We start from the raw sequence: 17,173 nt of genomic DNA on the forward strand, positions 1-17,173 counted from the left end.
TGATGCCGGTCTGCCATGCCCGCCGGTAGTACCGTCGTTGGCGATCACCAGATTGCGGCGTTAATCTCTGCAACGTCCGAGCCTCGGATGACCGTCCTTCTTCACAGGGGCGCGATGAATGGAGAAGCTCGTGAGTGAAGGCGGCAGACGTGCCGGACGGTCGCCGCGCCGCAAGGGCGCAGGGCGGGCCGCGGTCGGCCCGACGCCGGACCGACCCCGCAAGCGCCGCTCGCTGGTGCCGCGCTGGGCCCGGGTCTGCACCGTGTTCGGGGCGGTCCTCATGCTGCTCAGCGGCGGCGTGCTCATCGCGTACGAGGCGCTGCTGGCCCGCTACGAGGGCTCGGTGGCCACCGCGGACCTCTTCGGTGACCAGGCGGCCGGCGCGCAGGAGCGCAAGTCCGACATCAAGGGTCCGCTGAACATCCTGCTGGTCGGCATCGACCCGCGGGACGCGGAGACCCGGCCGCTGGCCGACTCCATTTTGATCATGCACGTGCCGCCCGGTCTGGACCGGGCGTACCTCTTCTCGCTTCCCCGGGATCTGCGGGTGGAGATCCCGGCCTTCGAGAAGGCCGGGTACCCGGGCGGCACCGACCGGCTCAACGCAGCCATGTCGCACGGCAGCAACGTGCCGGGCGGCAACCCGGACGCGGCCCGGGGCTTCGAACTGCTCTCCAAGACGATCAGCGCGAACACCGGGATCAAACGGTTCGACGCCGGGGCGATCATCAACTTCTCCGGCTTCCAGAAGATCGTCGACGCGATGGGCGGCGTCACGATGTACATCGAGCGGGACGTGAAGTCCGAGCACCGCCAGCCCAACGGCAAGCACCGGGAGAGCAACCCGTACGGCGAGGGCTACATCGGCCCGCAGGCGGTTTACAAGAAGGGCAACCGGCATCTGAAGGGCTGGCAGGCGCTGGACTACGTCCGGCAGCGCTACCCGAGCAACGGCGTGCCCGACGGCGACTACGGCCGGCAGCGGCACCAGCAGCAGTTCGTCAAGGCGATGGCGGCGCAGGCGCTGAGCAAGGACGTGGCGGCCAACCCGATCAAGCTCGACTCCGTGCTGCGGGCCGCCGGCAAGTCGTTGATCTTCAACGGTCGGGGACACAGCGTGGCCGACTTCGGCTTCGCGCTGCGCGGGCTCGGCTCCGACTCGATCCAGATGATCAAGCTGGACGGTGAGGGCATCGGCACCGGCCGGAACTACCAGGGGGAGCGGTTGACCCCGCTCTCCGAGGAGTTCCTGGCCAGCGTCAAGGCCGGCACCATCGACGAGTTCGTGCTCGCCAACCCGGAGCTGATCAACACGAACCAGTGAGCTGTGGATCTCGCCACCCGCGTTGGGGCGCGGTCGTCACCGGGATTACACTTTCCTCATCCCGTACGCCGCACGCAGCAAGGAGACAGCGTGGCAGAGCAGCTACACGTCCAGCTCGTGGCTGTCGAGGAGAAGGTCTGGACCGGCGCGGCCTCCTCGGTCGTCGCCCGGACCACCGAAGGCGAGCTCGGAGTGCTGCCGGGTCACGCCCCGCTGCTGGGTCAGCTGGCCGAGCCGGGCGAGGTGCGGATCAAGCTGCCGGAGGGCGGCCAGGTCGACTACCAGGTCACCGGCGGCTTCCTCTCGGTGACCGGGTCCGGGGTGACCATCCTGGCCGAGGAGGCCAACCCAGTATCCGCCGACCCGGCCCGATGATCCGGGCCGGCGATGCTGATCTTGGAGTGGATCGGATTCGGCGTCCTCGCCCTGCTCGTCGCCATCGCCCTGCTCTTCCTGCGTAGGGCATTCTTCGCCCGCTCCGGCGGCATCATCCGGCTCAGCGTCCGGGTCACCACGATCCTGGACGGTCGTGGCTGGTCGGCGGGATTCGCCAGGTTCGTCAACGACGAACTGCGCTGGTACCGGATGTTCAGCTTCTCGTTGCGCCCGAAGCGGGTGCTCTCCCGCAACGGGCTCGCCGTCGAGCGGCGCCGGCTCCCGGAGGGCCAGGAACGGCTCATCCTGCCGACCGACTGGATAATCCTGCGCTGTACCAACAATCACGCCCCGGTGGAGATCGCGATGGCGACGGCCACGCTCACCGGGTTCCTCTCCTGGCTGGAGGCCGCCCCACCCGGGGCGGTCTCCGCGCGTCTGGCCCTGCACGACTAGGCCGGGAGCCGGGCGACCAGCTCCACCTCGAAGCCGGACTCGTCGGTCAGGTACGCCGCGTAGGTGTCCGGGCCGCCCGCGTACGGGTGGCGGTCGGGGAAGAGCAGCGTCCAGCCGTGCTCCGACGAGGCCACCGCCAGCCGGTCCACCTCGGCCGGTGGGCCGGCGTGGAAGGCCAGGTGGTTCAGCCCGGGGGCGAGCCGGTCGTGCACCCGGCCGGTCAGGGCCGGTGACTCCTCCAGCACCAGGTAGACCGGGCCGTGCCGCCAGGACCGGCCGGCCGGCCAGTGCTGGTACGGCTGCCAGCCCAGCTCGCCGAGGAGCCAGCCCCAGCTCCGCTCGGCGGCGGTCAGGTCCGGCACCCAGACCTCGACGTGGTGCAGCCCGCCGTCGCTCAACCCTCGTCCGTCGCCGAACCGCCCGTCGCCGGGTCGGCGGTCGCGCGGCCGCCGCCCGGGACCCATAGCACGTCACCGGCGGGGTTCGCGGTCCTTGCCAGGATAAAGAGCAGATCCGACAGACGATTGAGATACTTTGCCGGAAGGGCACTAGTTCGTTCGGGTTCACGCCGTACCACCGCCCAGGCCGACCGCTCGGCCCGCCGAGCCACGGTCCGCGCCACGTGCAGCAGCGCCGCCCCGGCGGTGCCGCCCGGGAGGATGAAGGAGTCGAGCTTGGCCAGCCGCGCGTTGTACTCGTCGCACCACTGCTCGAGGCGGGTGATGTACTCCTCGGTCACCCGCAGCGGCGGGTACGCCGGCTCCGGCTCGATCGGGTTGGCCAGATCGGCGCCGGTGTCGAAGAGGTCGTTCTGGATCCCGGCCAGCATGGCCCGCAGTTGTCCGTCGAGCCCGCCCAGGGCCAGCGCCACCCCGATCGCCGCGTTGCACTCCTCCACGTCGGCGTACGCGGCCAGGCGCGGGTCGGTCTTCGAGACCTGTTCGTTGTTGCTCAACCTGGTCATGCCGGCGTCGCCGGTCCTGGTGTAGATGCGGGTGAGGTGAACGGCCATGACGGACAGCCTACGGAAGCCCGCCCCGACAACCGAGCCGACCGATCCTACGATGGCCGACGTGGACGTGATCAGAGTCAGCGGAGGCGCCCGGCTCGCCGGGCGGGTACACGTGGTCGGGGCCAAGAACTCGGCGCTCAAACTGATGGCCGCCGCGCTGCTGGCCCCCGGCCGGAGCGTGATCACAAACGTGCCGCGGATCACCGACATCGCGATCATGGGTGAGGTGCTGCGCCGGCTCGGCTGTACGGTCACCTTCGCCGACGACGAGGCCGCCGGTGAACCGGTGGCGGTCGACCAGGTGCCCGCCGACGAGGTGGTGGTCGGCGACCGGGTGGCGATCGGCGACGACGTGGTCACCGTCGGGCAGGCGGTCGGCGGCCCCGACCTGCTGCCGGTCGACACCATGACCGGCAGCGAGAGCCGGCTGGCCGGCAGCGGACCCACCGGCCCGGCGCGCCCGCCCGGCGGCGAGGCCCGGTCCCGCTCCGTGATCATCGACGTGCCCGCCGAGCCGGGCACCGAGGCCGACTACGACCTGGTACGCCGGCTGCGCGCGTCGATCTGCGTGCTCGGGCCGCTGCTGGCCCGGCGGGGCTACGTCCGGGTGGCCCACCCGGGCGGGGACGCGATCGGCTCGCGCGGGCTGGACATGCACGTGGCCGGGCTGGCCCGGATGGGCGCCGACATCTCCGGCGAGCACGGCTTCGTCATCGCCTCGGCGCCCGACGGACTGCACGGCGCCACCATCTGGCTCGACTTTCCCAGCGTCGGCGCGACCGAGAACCTGGTGATGGCGGCGGTCCTCGCCACCGGCGAGACGGTGATCGACAACGCGGCCCGGGAGCCGGAGATCGTCGACATCTGCACGATGCTCAGCGAGATGGGCGCCCGGATCGAGGGAGCCGGCACCTCGACGCTGCGGATCGAGGGGGTCTCCTCGCTGCGGCCGGTCCGGCACGCCACCGTGGGCGATCGGATCGTCGCCGGCACCTGGGCGTTCGCCGCCGCGATGACCCGGGGCGACGTGACAGTCACCGGCGCCAGCCCGGCGTTCCTGGAGATCGCCCTGGACAAGGTGGTCTCCGCCGGGGCGATGGTGGAGACCCGACCGGACGAGTTCCGGGTCCGGATGGACCGGCGACCGACCGCGGTGGACGTGGTGACCCTGCCGTTCCCCGGCTTCGCGACCGACCTGCTGCCGATGGCGATCGGGCTCGCCTCGGTCAGCGACGGCGCCTCGCTGATCACCGAGAACATCTTCGACGGGCGGTTCATGTTCGTCAACGAGATGACCCGGCTCGGCGCCGACGTCAAGACCGACGGCCACCACGCGGTGGTCCGGGGCCGGGAACGGCTCTCCAGCGCTCCGGTCCGGGCCACCGACATCCGGGCCGGCGCCGGCCTGGTGATCGCCGGCCTCTGCGCCGACGGAATCACCGAGATCTCCCACGTGCACCACGTCGACCGGGGCTACCCGGACTTCGTCGCCGACCTGCGCAACCTGGGCGTCGAGGTGGAGCGGGTCTCCGCGCCGGAGGAGCCGGCCTTCAGCCTCTAACCGCCCGCCCGCCCGGCGCAGCGGCCCGGTCGGACCGTCCTGAGGATGCGTTCAGGTGCTACCGATAGGGTGGTCGGCGGCAGCGGAAGCGGGCGTGAGGAGTGGCGAGATGGCGGGTCGGCTGGCGGTCGTCGGAGCCGGGCTGATGGGGTCGGGCATCGCCCAGGTCGCCGCCCAGGCGGGCTGGCAGGTGACGCTGCGCGACATCGACGACGCGGCCACCCGGCGGGGCGTCGACGGCATCCGGGTCTCGCTGGAGAAGTTCGTCGCCAAGGGCCGGCTGGACGCCGGCGAGGTGGCACCGGTGCTGGACCGGATCACCACGACCACCGACCTGGCGGCGGTGGCCGACGCCGACATCGTGGTCGAGGCCGTCTTCGAGCGGCTGGAGATCAAGCAGGAGGTGTTCCGGGAGCTGGACAAGCTCTGCCGGCCCGGTGCGGTGCTCGCCACCAACACCTCCGCGATCCCGGTCACCCAGATCGCCGCGGTGACCGAGCGGCCGGAGTCCGTGGTGGGCACCCACTTCTTCTCGCCGGTGCCGATGATGAAGCTCTGCGAACTGGTCCGGGGCTACAAGACCAGCGACGAGACGCTGGCCACCGCCCGCGCGTTCGCCGAGGGGATCGGCAAGACCTGCGTGGTGGTCAACCGCGACATCGCCGGCTTCGTCACCACCCGGCTGATCGCCGCCCTGGTGGTGGAGGCGGTCAAGCTCGTCGAGTCCGGGGTGGTCTCGCCGGAGGACCTCGACACCGCCTGCCGGCTCGGGTTCGGGCACGCCATGGGGCCGCTGGCGACCACCGACCTGACCGGCGTGGACGTGTTGCTGCATGCGGCGAAGAACATCTACACCGACACCGCCGACGAGAAGTTCTTCCCGCCGGAGCTGCTGCAGCGCATGGTCGCCGCCGGCGACCTGGGCCGTAAAACCGGGCAGGGCTTCTACTCGTACTGACCACGGCCGCTACCGGCCACCGGGAGGCCGATCCTCCGGGTACGCCGGTAGGCTGCCGGGTGGTATGAGCGATGACCCCTTGATCACGAGCCTCACCGCCGCCGTGCAGGCCAGTCCCGGTGATCTGCCGCTGCGGCTGCACCTGGCCGGGCTGCTGCTGGACGCCGGACGGACGCCCGAGGCGATCACCCACCTGGCGGGAGTGCTCGCCAGCGATCCGGGCAACGGTCCGGCGCAGACGCTGATGCAGCGCGCGCTGTCGCCCGTACCCGCAAAGCCGCCGCCGACCGGCACGGACCCGGCGCCGGACGCGGACCCGGCGGGGGAGGGTGATCCGCTCGGGGCCTTCGAGCGGGAACTCGCCGACGTGGTGCCGCCCCGGTACGCGCCGGCCGAGAAGTCGACCTCGTCGCCGGGACTCGATCCGGCGCCGGCCGGGAGCGAGCCGGAGCCGGTACGCGGCGAGCAGGACGGGATGTTCGAGGTCGAGTCGGCGGGCGTGCGGCTGGCCGACGTGGGCGGCATGACCGCCGTCAAGGAGCGGCTGGAGCTGGCCTTTCTCGGGCCGTTGCGCAATCCCGAGCTGCGCAAGCTGTTCGGCAAGAGCCTGCGCGGCGGGCTGATGCTGTACGGGCCGCCCGGTTGCGGCAAGACCTTCCTGGCCCGGGCGGTGGCCGGCGAGATGGGGGCCAAGTTCATCTCACTGTCCATCGTGGATGTCCTCGACATCTGGATTGGCAGGTCGGAACGGAACCTGCACGAGCTGTTCCAGGCCGCCCGCCGCAACGCGCCGTGCGTGCTGTTCCTCGACGAGGTGGACGCGCTCGGGCAGAAGCGGTCCCGGATGAACTCCAGCTCGATGCGGACCGTCGGCAACCAGTTGCTGGCCGAGCTGGACGGGGTGGAGGGCGACAACGACGGCCTCTTCGTGCTGGCCGCGACGAACACGCCGTGGGAGGTGGACACCGCGCTGCGCCGGCCCGGCCGGCTGGACCGGATGGTGCTGGTGCTGCCGCCCGACGTCGAGGCCCGGGACGCGATCCTGCGGCTGCACCTGCGGGACCGGCCGATCGCCGGCATCGACCTGCCGCGGATCGTCGCCGCCACCGAGGACTTCTCCGGCGCCGACCTGGCCCACCTCTGCGAGACCGCGGCCGAGTACGCGATGGCCGACTCGATCCGCACCGGCGAGGTACGCATGATCGAGCAGCGGGACTTCGACCGCGCGGTGCGGGAGATCCGGCCGTCGACGCGGGCCTGGTTCGACGCCGCCCGCAACGTGGCGATGTTCGCCAACGAGGGTGGCGTCTACGACGACCTGGTCGCCTACCTGAAGCAACGCAAGCTGCTCTGATGACGGCGCCGAGCGGGCCGGGGGCCGACACCGCCCCGGCCGCCGCCGGGGACCGGACGCGGCACGCTGTGGCGCGGGCGCTGCAACTGGCGAACCTGGGCCGGCTGGGCGAGGCGGTGCCGCTGGTGCAGCAGGTGCTCGCCACCGAACCGGAGAACGTCTCGGCGCTGCACGTGCTGGCGTACATCCTGCAGCGCGCCGGCCGGTACGCCGAGATGCTGGCGGTCGCCCGGCAGGCGGCGGCGCTGGCGCCGGACGATCCGACCACGCACCGGCAGCTCGCCCGGGCGTGGCAGGGGCTGGGCCGGGCCCGGGAGGCGGTGGCCGCCGCCGGTGAGGCGCACCGGCTGGACCCGGAGGACTTCCGCAACGACGTGGTGCTTGCCGACGCCCTGCTGGCCGCCGGTGGCACCCGCAACATCGTGGCTGCCGGCGCGGCGACCCACCGGGCCCGGCAACTGGCGCCGGATGAGGTCGACGCGCACCTCGCCGAGGGTGACGTGCAGCGCCGGATGGCCGAGTTCGGTCGGGCCGGGCGGGCCTACCGGCACGGGCTGGCGCTGGAACCGGACAATCCGCGGGCGCTCTACAAGCTGGCCACCCTCGACTCCGACCGGGGCCGGGCGCTGCGCGCCTCACCGCTGCTGGGCGGAACGCTGCAGGCCGCGCCGACCGACCCGACGGCGTTGACCGCCGCCACCTACGGTGCCCGCCGGGCGCTCTGGCTGCTCACCGACGCCGCGACCGTGCTGCTGCTGGTAGCGGCGATCTTCACCGGCAACTGGCGGTCGGAGCAGGCCGGGCCGGCGGGGGTGGCGGTCGGGGTGCTGGCGGTGCTGGTCGGGGTCGGCGGGACGGGCTGGTTCCTGCGCTGGCGGCTGGGGCGGCTGGCCGGGCCGACTCGGACGCTGATCCGCAGAAACCTGCGCCGCCCGACGTTCCTGCTCGCCGGGGTGCGGCTGGTCGGGGTGGCGCTCGGGGGGCTGCTGCTGGCGGTGGATCCGGCGCCGGGGGAGGAGAGCGGCCTGGACGCGGCCGCGATCGTGCTGATCATGGTGCCGTTCCTGCTGCTGGTGCTGCGGGCGCGCAACTGGCTTCTGAACGAGGCGTACTACCTGCTGCGCCGACTGTGGTTCCGCGCCCGGACCGGCTAGCCGTCGCGTTTGGTGGTCCAGCGGAAGGTGGTCAGGCAGAGCAGCAGGCCGATGACGCACCAGACGGCCAGCACCAGGGCGACCCGGCCCAGCTCGAACGAGCCGCCCGGCTCCTGGGCGCCGAACGACTCCGGCAGGAACACCGACCGCAGCCCCTGGCACATCCACTTCAGCGGGAACAGCGCGGCCACCTGCTGCATCCAGGTCGGCAGGCTGGTGAAGACGAAGAAGACGCCGGAGATGAACTGCAGCACCAGCGCCACCGGGGTGACCACGGCCGACGCGCTGCGCCCGCTGCGGGCCAGCGACGAGAAGGCGATCCCGCAGAGCGTGCAGGCGGTGATGCCGAGCGCCGACACCCAGCCCAGGGTCAGCCACCTGCCGGCGGTGTCCGGCAGCCGCAGGTCGAACAGGACCACGGCGACCGCGAGCAGCAGCACCGTCTCGGCCACCCCGATCACCGCCACCATGATCACTTTGCCGGCGAAGTAGACCCACTTCGGCATCGGGGTGCCGCGCAGCCGCTTGAGCACGCCCCGGTCGCGTTCGATCGGGATCTGGATGGCCAGGCTCTGGAAGCCGACCGTCATCAGCCCGGTGGCGATCATGCCGGTGACGAAGTACTGGGTGAACTTCACCCCGCCGCCGATCTCGCCGGAGAAGATCGAGGCGAAGATCAGGATCATGATCACCGGGAAGGCCATGGTGAAGACCACCGACTCCCGGCTGCGCAGGAACTGGCGTACCTCAAGCCGCCCCTGCCGCAGGCCCAGCGCGACCGGCCCGACGGGCCCAGCCGCCGTCGTTGTCGGCGCCGTGCGAGTCTGTGTCGTCATGCGTGTCCGATCATCCGCAGGTAGACGTCCTCAAGCGTGGGACGGGTCACGGTGAGCCCGGGTACCTCGCCGCCGAAGCGCGCGGCCAACTCGGCGACCAGCGCCGTCGGCGTCGCGCTCTCCGCGCGCTCCACCACCCCACCGGGGGTACGCCAGGAGACGGTCGCCAGCGCCTCCTGCCGGTTGCCCAGCCGGTCCGGGGTGGCCACCTCGACCAGCCGACCGCCGGCGATCACCCCGACCCGGTCGGCCAGCGCCTCGGCCTCCTCCAGGTAGTGGGTGGTGAGCACGATCGTGGTGCCGGCGGCGGCCAGGTCCCGGATCAGCTCCCAGAACTCGCGCCGCGCCTCCGGATCGAAGCCGGTGGTGGGCTCGTCGAGGAAGAGCAGTTCGGGCCGGCCGATGATGCCCAACGCCACGTCGAGGCGGCGCTTCTGCCCGCCGGAGAGGGTGTGCGTACGGGCGTTCGCCTTCGCGGCCAGCCCGACCCGGTCGATCACCAGCGCCGGGTCGTCGGCGGTGGGGTAGAAGGCGGCGAAGTGGTGCACCACCTCGCCGACGGTCAACTCGTCGAACTCGCCGGTGCCCTGCAACACGATCCCGACCCGGGACCGCCAGCCCTGGTCGGCCCGGGCCGGGTCGACGCCGAGCACGCTCACCTCACCGGCGTCGCGTTGCCGGTAGCCCTCCAGGATCTCCACGGTCGTGGTCTTGCCGGCGCCGTTGGGGCCGAGTAGGGCGAACACCTCGCCGGCCCGGACCGCCAGATCGAGGCCGGCGACCGCCGGGCTGCCCGCGTACGACTTGCGCAGGCCCCGGACGGAGATCGCGAGCTGGTCTGTCATGGGGTACAACTATGGCCGGCCCGCCCGGACGGGTCGGCCGCGGGGCCGGTCAGATCGTCGTCGGCTCGTACGTCATGCAGTCGGCCATGTCCTGGCCGGCGGCGACGGTGATGGCCGGGGCCCGGCACTCCAGCTCCAGGTTGTGCCGGCAGTCGTCCCGCTTGCAGGCGCCGACCTGCGCGACCAGCGTGTCGATGCCGCCCTTGAGGGGGCTCTCGACGAAGGTGTCGCAGTGCGCGTGGTTGAGGCTGCCGATGGTGATCGCGAAGGCGCGGCAGCCGTCGTGGTTGTACGAGCACCCCGTGACGGTGCACTCCTGGACCCGTGGCATCTCCATCATCGCGGTCATGACAGCCCCCTTTTGCGACGTTAAGCCTGATAAGAACAGAGTAAGGAGTTTCGGCTACGGGTAGGCCGGTATTCGCAGTTCAGACGACGGCCAGTACCGCCGAGAGCCTGAGCACGGCGAACGTCCGGGCCACGGACCCGATGCCGATGGTGTCAGAGCGGGCCGGGGCCGCGCGGCGCTCCGCCGACCGGCCGACGGGATTCGACCACTCGGCTCAGCGGCGGCTGGACAACATAAAGGGAAGTCGCGTTATGCCTCTCCGGCATAATTATGACTCGGTTGTATATTGCTTCAACGGTATACAACGTCTGGCGCGTTCACATCCGGCAGCCGGATACATCGTCGCCAGCGTCGGGCGGTTCGTCGTGGAATGCCGTCCGTCGGGTAAGGCTGCGGCCCGCCCGGCGGGGAAGGGTTGCCGGTTCCGGAGCCGGCGTCAGACCCGGAAGCCGGCGGCGCGGGCGGCCTCGCGTTCGCGGCGGCGGGTCCGGGTTCGGCGGATCAGCCAGATTGCCAGCAGCACCATGACCACCAGGACCGCGAGCACCAGCACCGGCAGCAGGATCGCGATCAGCGAGACGACGATGCTGGTGGCGTCCTCGGCGGTGCTCGCGACCGGGGCGCCGACCCCGGCGGTGGCCGCGTTGATCACCGGCCGGCTGGCGGCCTTCACCCCGTGTACGCCGAGGGCGATCACCACCCCGGCGGCGATCGGCACCCACTGGTTCGACGAGAAGAACTGGCCCGGGTCGCTCACCGTGACCGTCTCCGAGCTGGAACCGGCGCCGAAGGCCAGCCCGCCGGCGGTCGGCCGGACCACCGTCTGCACCACGTCGTTGACGTGGTCGACCACCGGCACCTTGTCGGCGACCAGCTCGATCACGAACAGCACCGCCAGGATCGCGATCACCCAGCCGTTGCCGAGCCACTGCCAGCCGCTCGGCAGGTCGATCAGGTCGCTGTAGCGGGCGAGCAGGCCCATCAGGAGCAGCGGGATGTACGCGTTGAGCCCCGCCGACGCGGCGAGGCCGGTTCCGGTGAGGATCTCCAGCACAACATCAGCATCGCATCGACGCGCCAGTCGCGCCGGGTGGCAATCGGCGGCTCCGCTACCCTCGTGCGGTGCGGTTGGTGATAGCGCGATGCTCGGTGGACTACGTCGGTCGACTCTCGGCGCACCTGCCGTTGGCGACCCGGTTACTGATGGTGAAGGCGGACGGGTCGGTGTCGATCCACGCCGACGACCGGGCGTACAAGCCGCTCAACTGGATGAGCCCGCCGTGCAAGCTGCAGGAGGCGCCCGGGGTCTGGCGGGTGGTGAACAAGGCCGGCGAGGAGCTGCGGATCACCCTGGAGGAGATCTTCCAGGACACCTCGTACGAGTTGGGGGTCGATCCCGGTCTGCGCAAGGACGGCGTCGAGGCGCACCTGCAGGAGTTGCTGGCGGCCAATCCGACCACCCTGGGCGAGGGCTATACCCTGGTACGCCGGGAGTACATGACGGCGATCGGCCCGGTCGACCTGCTCTGCCGGGACGCCGAGGCGGGCACCGTGGCGGTGGAGGTGAAGCGGCGCGGTGAGATCGACGGGGTCGAGCAGCTCACCCGCTATCTGGAGCTGCTCAACCGGGATCCGCTGCTCGCCCCGGTGGCCGGGGTGTTCGCCGCGCAGGAGATCAAGCCGCAGGCCCGGGTGCTCGCCGGTGACCGGGGCATCCGCTGCGTGGTCGTCGACTACGACAAGCTACGCGGCATCGAACGCGACGAGCTGACCCTCTTCTGACCTGTCAGGGGAGCGACAGCCTTCCGGCCAGCACCGCGTTCGCCGCATGGTCGCCCACGTACGCTCCTGGCCACGGCGATCGACGCCTCGAACGCGGCGGCGTGGACCGACACCCGGGTACTCCTTGCCATGGCCTGGTTCGCCGGACCGGTGATCGCTGCGGTGGTGTCAGCCCGGTAGTTCAACGCTGACACCGACTGCTTCGTACATCAGCGCAGCCCGATGATCGAGGCTGACGAGAGTGGCTCCGTGTGCAACGGCAGTCATCCCGATCAAGGCGTCGTAGATTCGGCCGCCCAGGATCTGCCGCTCGGCGAGAAGGGCGATCAGCTCCCGGTACTGGTGGTCCGGCAGGCAGAGGAGCTGGTCCGGAAATCGGGCCGTGAGGAATGCGCCGACCATGTCAGCCTGCGCCCGGTGAGGCGCGGGCAGCCGGGTGAGTACGGAGTAGGTTTCCAGCGCGGCGTGGGCCACCAACCGAGGTGACCGGGCGAGGACCTTTCGGGCGGTCGCGTGCTGCTCGTGCCAGCTGGCAAAGCCCGCGATCGCGACGCTTGAGTCCACGGCGATCATCGACGGACCTGCTCCAAGGTTTCGCGTACCAGGTCCGCACTCAGGGGCGGCATCTCCACATCTGCCACGGCGGCCACTCCATCCCCATCGTCCACAAGCCGCATCGGGGTGGGCTCCGGCACGATCTCCAGCCGCCCATCGCGCGACACGATGTCGAGCGGCTGCCCTGGTATCAGACCGAGCGCGTCCCGGAGCGCCTTGGGGATCACGACTCGGCCAGCCCCATCAATGGCAGTTCTCATGGTATGAAGATACCATCGATCAAACCAAGCCGAGAGTGCATCCGGTCTCGCTCCGCATGCGGGTATCGCTGCGGCCCGAGCGATCGGTCACCGAGAGGGCGGGTCCTGGTCGGAGGTGCTCGTGCCCGCGCCGGCCGTGGCGTCGTGCCGTCACCCCGCGCGGCTTCCGCCAGACTGGTGCCCGCAGCTTGCCGGGTACATGATGAAACCTGTGCGGGCATTGGTGGTCATCGTTGGCGCCATCGGCGCAATCCTGGCGGTGATCCTCGGGTTGCTGTTCGTCCCGATAGGGATCATCGAGCAGCGCGACGCCGACGCCGCGTACGTCGTGATCTTCGGGCGCTCCGGGGAGGACTGCCCGCCGAACGGTCTGGTCCTCAGCGCTGCCAACGGCAAGCCGCTGTCGTGTGTGCAGGACGGGATGGTGGCGGGGCCGGGCGGCGTCAACCTGACCGGGTTCACGGACGGACAGGCGACCCAGGTCACCGGCCTTGCCCGGGAGCTGGGATCCGACGGCCTGTCGAACGACGAGCTGCGACAGGTCCAGGAGCTGGTCGACAGGTACGCCGGAGAGGTGCCGGCCGGTGACCGCCCATACGGCGACGCGTGGCTGTGGGGCGTCGGGCGTACCTGGACCGGGGTTGCCATGATCGTCGTCGGCCTACTCGCCGGTGCGCTTGTCGTCCGCCGAGGCATCGACTGGATCTGACCTCCCGCCCCAACCGGGCGACGGGGTCGAAAGTCGAGATCCAAAGGACATTGGGCACGCCGTACGGCGTCAGGCCGTGCCCAATGTCCTTTGGATCGTGAAGGGCAGGTGGGTCAGCGGGCGGGGTGGGGGTGGTGGGGGTGAAGGTGAGGGTGGGGCCGGCGGGGTCCTTGCTGTCGCGGACGGCGACGACGTCGGGGAGGTTGGTTGCGACCTCGACGCAGTCGCCGACGTTGCCGCTGCGGGTGCTCTTGCGCCATCGGGCGCCGGTGAGGTCAGTCACGGGTCAGTGCCTCCAGGATCGTGGTGATCAGTTTCCTCGACGTGGGTTCGTCGAGCGCCTGGGATTCGAGGTCGCCCCAGGCGAGTTCGTAGGCGTGGACTTCGGCGGGCTTGCTCAGGTAGAGGGCGCCGGTGAGGGTGTCCACATAGGCCAGCGGCGGCGGGCCGTCAGTCGGCCGGGGTGCGGATCGCGATGAGCGACTTGGGGACGCCGAGGAGCCGTTCGACCCGGATGCGCGACTCGGGGAAGTAGTGCCGCATCTGGGTGCGGTCGACCAGTTCGGTCCAGAGCACCTGGCGTAGCGCGGTCTCGCGGGTCTTCGCCGGGCTGTGCGCCAGCGGCCAGCGGCGGGCCACCGACGCGCGGGCGGCCAGCGGCAGGAACTGCATGCCAGGGGCGATCCAGTGTGGCTCGATGGGGAAGTAGCGGTACGGCGTCTGCACCCAGTGCGCGTCGCTGAGCGCGTGCACCGCCTCGGCGAACCGGACCCGGCGCTCGTGCCCACCGACATGTTCCAGCACCGAATTGGAGAAGACCAGGTCGTAGCGGCGGGCGGCCAGGTGGGCCGGCAGAGCGCAGGCGTCGCCGTGGTCCACCTCGGCCCAGTCCGGCACGTCGGCCGGCGCCGGCTCCAGATTGACCACGTGTACGCGCGCGGGGCGGACCGGCGCCGCCAACCAGGTGTCCACCCGGCCGCCCAGGTCGATGATGGACATCTGCGCCAGGTCGGGGAACGTCTGGGCCAGCCAGCCGGCCCGTTGCTGGCGGCGGCGGGCGCCCCAGGAGTCCTCGCCGTCGGCCAGGCGGGTGCGTAACGCGTGCAGACCCATTCCTAGCAAGGTACAGAACAACCGGTTATGAAGCGATTACCTGCCGTAGATAATTTTCACTGCCTTGACGATCCGGGCCACCTGCGCCGGGGTCCGGTCGAAGGTGGTGGTCGGCAGCAGCGACGGGCCGCGCCGCCGGGTCACCGCCTTGGCCCGGGCGAACTCGCGCAGCCCGTCCGCACCGTGGATGCGGCCGAAGCCGGACTCACCGGTGCCGCCGAACGGCAGCGCCGACATGCCGGCGAAGGTGAGCACCGAGTTGATCGCGGTCATCCCGGACCGCATCCGGCCGGCGATCTCGACCGCCCGCCGCCGACCGAAAACCGACCCGCCCAGGCCGTACGCGACCGCGTTGGCGCGGGCCACGGCCTCGTCGGCGTCGGCGACCCGGCTGATCGTCAACGTCGGCCCGAAGGTCTCCTCCCGCACGGCCGCGGCGTCCTCCGGCACGTCGACCAGGATCGTCGGCCGCACGTACGGCGGAGCCACCGCCTCCGGACCGCCGAGCACCGCGCGTCCGCCCCGGGCGACGGCATCGTCGATGTGCCGCCGGATCACGTCGAGCTGGCTCGGCATGGTGATCGGGCCGATGTCGGCGCCCTCGCCGGCACCCACGGTCAACCGGCCGGCGCGCTGCACCACCTTGGCGACGAACTCGTCGTGCACCGACTCGACGACGTACGCCCGCTCGATGCCGATGCAGGTCTGGCCGGCGTTCGTCAACGCCCCCCAGACGCAGGCGTCGGCCGCCGCGTCGAGGTCCGCGTCGCCGTCGACGATCATCGCGTCCTTGCCGCCCGCCTCCAGCAGCACCGGGGTCAGCGACTCGGCGCAGGTCGCCATCACCTTCCGGGCGGTCGCCGGCGAACCGGTGAAGGCGACCTTCCCGACCCCGGACCGGCAGAGCGCCGCCCCGGTCTCGCCGAGCCCGTGCACCGCCTGCAGCACGGGCCGCCCGTCGACCACCTCGGCGAAGGTGTCGACCAGCCACTGGCCGACCGCCGGGGTGTACTCACTGGGCTTGAAGACGACCGCGTTGCCGGCCGCCAGGGCGTACGCGATCGAGCCCAGCGGGGTCAGCACCGGGTAGTTCCACGGGCCGATCACGCCGACCACCCCGTACGGCTGGTATTCCAGGTGGGCGGAGAACTCGGCCAGCACCAGCGGGGAGCGGACGCGCCGCCGGCCGAGCACCCGCCGCGCGTGGCGGGCCGCCCAGTCGATGTGCTCGACCGCCGACGCGGTCTCCACGATCGCGTCGGCGATCGGCTTGCCACCCTCCCGGTGGGACAGGTCGGCGATCTCGGTGATCCGGTTGGCCAGCAGTGCCCGCCAGCGCAGCAGCCGCTGCCGGCGACCGGCGAAGCCGAGCCCGGCCCACCACCCGGCCGCCTCGGCGGCCCGCTGCACCGCCCGGGTCACGTCCTCGGCGGCGGCCACCGGGAAGCTGCCCACCGGTGCGCCGGTGGCCGGGTTCGTCGAGATCAGCTCGCCGTCCTCGATGACCGGGACGCCGGGTACGCGGGTGGCCGTCATGCCGGAAGTCTAGTCCCGAAACTACTGGGCGGTAGTGTGCGAGCCCATTCACCGGTAGGCTCCCGGATCACCCGTAACTCCCACCCGGGTTGACCCTTCGTCGCCGGACGGTTGCCGGAAGTTGCCACCCGGCTACTGGCTGAACGGTGGCCGCGCCCGGCCCGCCCGGCGGTCAACACTGTCCGGCGGACGGCCCAACTCGTCCGCTGGTTCGTGGGGAAAACGCGCCGGTGCTGGCAGGCTGTCCCAGGGTGCCGAGCGGCTGGAGCCGCCGCCGGTGGGGAAAGCGGGTAGCACAGATGGGGAATGAACACGATCTGTCACCGGTGCTGACCGTCGTCAGCGGGCCGGTCCACGGGGTCAGCTTCCGGCTCGGTCCGGAGCTGCGGGTGATCGGCCGGGACGCCTCGGCCGACTTCGTGATCGACGACCGGAAAATCAGTAGGAAACACGCGACCGTCGAGATCGTGGACGGCCGGGTCATGCTGGCCGACGCCGGCTCGACGAACGGGACCTGGCTCAACGGCGAGCGGATCACCGACGCCCGGGCGCTGCGCGACGGCGACCGGATCCGGATCGGCAACGTCGGCCTGCGGTTCTTCGACCCGGCGGCCGCCGCCACCGATCCGATCGGCACGCTGCACTACGTGCCGGCCCCGACGGACCAGGTGCCGGCCCGCCCGAACGACGGGGCGGACCGCTGGTCGGGCCGCGGGGTGGGTCGGCCGGAACACGGGACGACCCGGCCGGCGCGCAACGGTGCGGCGCTGCGGTCGGTGGGCGGTCCCACGATGACCCTCGACGAGGTGATGCCGGACACCACCCGGTCCGGCCGGACGGTCCTCACGGTCGCCGGCGTACTGGCGATGGTCGCCTGGTTCGCCTGGGCGTACCTGATCTGGTGAGCAGCCGGTCGGGCCGGCGGTCCCGCCGCCGGCCCGACCACCACGGCACCCGGCACATGGCAGACTCACGCTCATGACCTGAGCGGTCG

20 protein-coding genes and 3 pseudogenes are annotated in these 17,173 nt (G+C 71.4%); 11 read left to right on the forward strand and 12 right to left on the reverse strand.

Translation table 11 applies throughout. From position 1 onward, the window contains the following. Window positions 1-232 precede the first annotated feature (232 nt). From O7627_RS05695 to O7627_RS05705, 3 genes are all read left to right on the forward strand, one after another. Entirely contained in the window at window positions 233-1,324 is a 1,092-nt protein-coding gene (locus O7627_RS05695; RefSeq protein ID WP_278098176.1) for an LCP family protein, read from the forward strand. 90 nt (window positions 1,325-1,414) lie between these two features. Next, entirely contained in the window at window positions 1,415-1,699 is a 285-nt protein-coding gene (locus O7627_RS05700; RefSeq protein ID WP_278092442.1) for a F0F1 ATP synthase subunit epsilon, read from the forward strand. A gap of 12 nt (window positions 1,700-1,711) precedes the next feature. Beyond that, on the forward strand, window positions 1,712-2,155 hold the full coding sequence (locus O7627_RS05705; protein WP_278092443.1) for a DUF2550 domain-containing protein: 444 nt from the start codon (window positions 1,712-1,714) through the stop codon (window positions 2,153-2,155). On the opposite strand, the gene O7627_RS05710 is transcribed toward O7627_RS05705, so the two are convergent. Both O7627_RS05710 and O7627_RS05715 read right to left on the reverse strand, forming a co-directional pair. Next, window positions 2,152-2,553, reverse strand: coding sequence for a VOC family protein (locus O7627_RS05710; RefSeq protein WP_278092444.1), 402 nt, complete (start codon window positions 2,551-2,553; stop codon window positions 2,152-2,154). The genes O7627_RS05705 and O7627_RS05710 overlap by 4 nt on opposite strands. Then, window positions 2,550-3,167 (reverse strand): cob(I)yrinic acid a,c-diamide adenosyltransferase, encoded by a 618-nt coding sequence (locus O7627_RS05715; RefSeq protein ID WP_278092445.1) that lies wholly within the window; start codon window positions 3,165-3,167, stop codon window positions 2,550-2,552. Before O7627_RS05715 ends, O7627_RS05710 begins: the two co-directional genes overlap by 4 nt. Window positions 3,168-3,219: 52 nt before the next feature. Here O7627_RS05715 and O7627_RS37140 point away from each other — a divergent pair. The 5 genes and pseudogenes from O7627_RS37140 to O7627_RS05735 all read left to right on the forward strand — a co-directional run. Beyond that, window positions 3,220-3,438 (forward strand): annotated as a pseudogene (locus O7627_RS37140) (UDP-N-acetylglucosamine 1-carboxyvinyltransferase); the annotation flags it as partial. Between the two features lie 207 nt (window positions 3,439-3,645). Beyond that, a pseudogene (murA, locus tag O7627_RS05720) lies at window positions 3,646-4,728 on the forward strand (UDP-N-acetylglucosamine 1-carboxyvinyltransferase); the annotation flags it as partial. A 109-nt stretch (window positions 4,729-4,837) separates the two neighbouring features. After that, window positions 4,838-5,686 (forward strand): 3-hydroxyacyl-CoA dehydrogenase family protein, encoded by an 849-nt coding sequence (locus tag O7627_RS05725; protein ID WP_278092447.1) that lies wholly within the window; start codon window positions 4,838-4,840, stop codon window positions 5,684-5,686. Window positions 5,687-5,750: 64 nt separating this feature from the next. After that, complete coding sequence (locus O7627_RS05730) at window positions 5,751-7,040, forward strand: AAA family ATPase (RefSeq protein WP_278092448.1); 1,290 nt, start codon at window positions 5,751-5,753, stop codon at window positions 7,038-7,040. Then, window positions 7,040-8,194: a tetratricopeptide repeat protein gene (locus tag O7627_RS05735; RefSeq protein ID WP_278092449.1), complete on the forward strand. Its 1,155-nt coding sequence runs from the start codon at window positions 7,040-7,042 to the stop codon at window positions 8,192-8,194. Before O7627_RS05730 ends, O7627_RS05735 begins: the two co-directional genes overlap by 1 nt. On the opposite strand, the gene O7627_RS05740 is transcribed toward O7627_RS05735, so the two are convergent. The 4 genes from O7627_RS05740 to O7627_RS05755 form a co-directional block, all read right to left on the reverse strand. Continuing rightward, the gene (locus O7627_RS05740; RefSeq protein WP_278092450.1) at window positions 8,191-9,030 is read right to left on the reverse strand and encodes an ABC transporter permease; all 840 of its coding nucleotides are present in this window, start codon (window positions 9,028-9,030) and stop codon (window positions 8,191-8,193) included. The genes O7627_RS05735 and O7627_RS05740 overlap by 4 nt on opposite strands. Then, a complete protein-coding gene (locus O7627_RS05745) occupies window positions 9,027-9,875 on the reverse strand; it encodes an ABC transporter ATP-binding protein (protein WP_278092451.1) in 849 nt (282 codons plus the stop codon). The genes O7627_RS05740 and O7627_RS05745 overlap by 4 nt, the downstream gene beginning before the upstream one ends. A 49-nt stretch (window positions 9,876-9,924) precedes the next feature. Beyond that, the gene (locus O7627_RS05750) at window positions 9,925-10,224 is read right to left on the reverse strand and encodes a DUF1540 domain-containing protein (protein ID WP_278092452.1); all 300 of its coding nucleotides are present in this window, start codon (window positions 10,222-10,224) and stop codon (window positions 9,925-9,927) included. Between the two features lie 436 nt (window positions 10,225-10,660). Continuing rightward, on the reverse strand, window positions 10,661-11,278 hold the full coding sequence (locus tag O7627_RS05755) for a DUF4126 domain-containing protein (RefSeq protein ID WP_278092453.1): 618 nt from the start codon (window positions 11,276-11,278) through the stop codon (window positions 10,661-10,663). A 68-nt stretch (window positions 11,279-11,346) separates the two neighbouring features. Between O7627_RS05755 and nucS the strand changes: the two genes are divergently transcribed. Continuing rightward, on the forward strand, window positions 11,347-12,006 hold the full coding sequence (nucS, locus tag O7627_RS05760) for an endonuclease NucS (RefSeq protein ID WP_278092454.1): 660 nt from the start codon (window positions 11,347-11,349) through the stop codon (window positions 12,004-12,006). A 168-nt stretch (window positions 12,007-12,174) separates the two neighbouring features. Here nucS and O7627_RS05765 read toward each other — a convergent pair whose 3' ends face one another. Both O7627_RS05765 and O7627_RS05770 read right to left on the reverse strand, forming a co-directional pair. Further along, a complete protein-coding gene (locus O7627_RS05765; protein ID WP_278092455.1) occupies window positions 12,175-12,579 on the reverse strand; it encodes a type II toxin-antitoxin system VapC family toxin in 405 nt (134 codons plus the stop codon). After that, complete coding sequence (locus O7627_RS05770; RefSeq protein WP_278092456.1) at window positions 12,576-12,821, reverse strand: AbrB/MazE/SpoVT family DNA-binding domain-containing protein; 246 nt, start codon at window positions 12,819-12,821, stop codon at window positions 12,576-12,578. Before O7627_RS05770 ends, O7627_RS05765 begins: the two co-directional genes overlap by 4 nt. A gap of 121 nt (window positions 12,822-12,942) precedes the next feature. Here O7627_RS05770 and O7627_RS05775 point away from each other — a divergent pair, with 121 nt between their 5' ends. Continuing rightward, a complete protein-coding gene (locus O7627_RS05775; protein ID WP_278098564.1) occupies window positions 12,943-13,530 on the forward strand; it encodes a hypothetical protein in 588 nt (195 codons plus the stop codon). A gap of 133 nt (window positions 13,531-13,663) precedes the next feature. On the opposite strand, the pseudogene O7627_RS05780 reads toward O7627_RS05775, so the two are convergent. The 4 genes and pseudogenes from O7627_RS05780 to O7627_RS05795 all read right to left on the reverse strand — a co-directional run. Beyond that, window positions 13,664-13,813: pseudogene (locus O7627_RS05780) on the reverse strand (DUF397 domain-containing protein); the annotation flags it as partial. Then, entirely contained in the window at window positions 13,806-13,967 is a 162-nt protein-coding gene (locus O7627_RS05785) for a Scr1 family TA system antitoxin-like transcriptional regulator (RefSeq protein WP_347404702.1), read from the reverse strand. The pseudogene O7627_RS05780 and the gene O7627_RS05785, both read right to left, overlap by 8 nt. A gap of 13 nt (window positions 13,968-13,980) precedes the next feature. Then, complete coding sequence (locus O7627_RS05790) at window positions 13,981-14,643, reverse strand: class I SAM-dependent methyltransferase (RefSeq protein ID WP_278092457.1); 663 nt, start codon at window positions 14,641-14,643, stop codon at window positions 13,981-13,983. Between the two features lie 36 nt (window positions 14,644-14,679). Then, on the reverse strand, window positions 14,680-16,179 hold the full coding sequence (locus O7627_RS05795; protein WP_278092458.1) for an aldehyde dehydrogenase family protein: 1,500 nt from the start codon (window positions 16,177-16,179) through the stop codon (window positions 14,680-14,682). A gap of 299 nt (window positions 16,180-16,478) precedes the next feature. Between O7627_RS05795 and O7627_RS05800 the strand changes: the two genes are divergently transcribed. After that, window positions 16,479-17,084, forward strand: a complete 606-nt coding sequence (locus tag O7627_RS05800; protein WP_278092459.1) for an FHA domain-containing protein — start codon at window positions 16,479-16,481, stop codon at window positions 17,082-17,084. The last annotated feature ends 89 nt before the right edge of the window (window positions 17,085-17,173 follow it).

This window comes from Solwaraspora sp. WMMD1047, assembly GCF_029626155.1.
Classification (GTDB): domain Bacteria; phylum Actinomycetota; class Actinomycetes; order Mycobacteriales; family Micromonosporaceae; genus WMMD1047.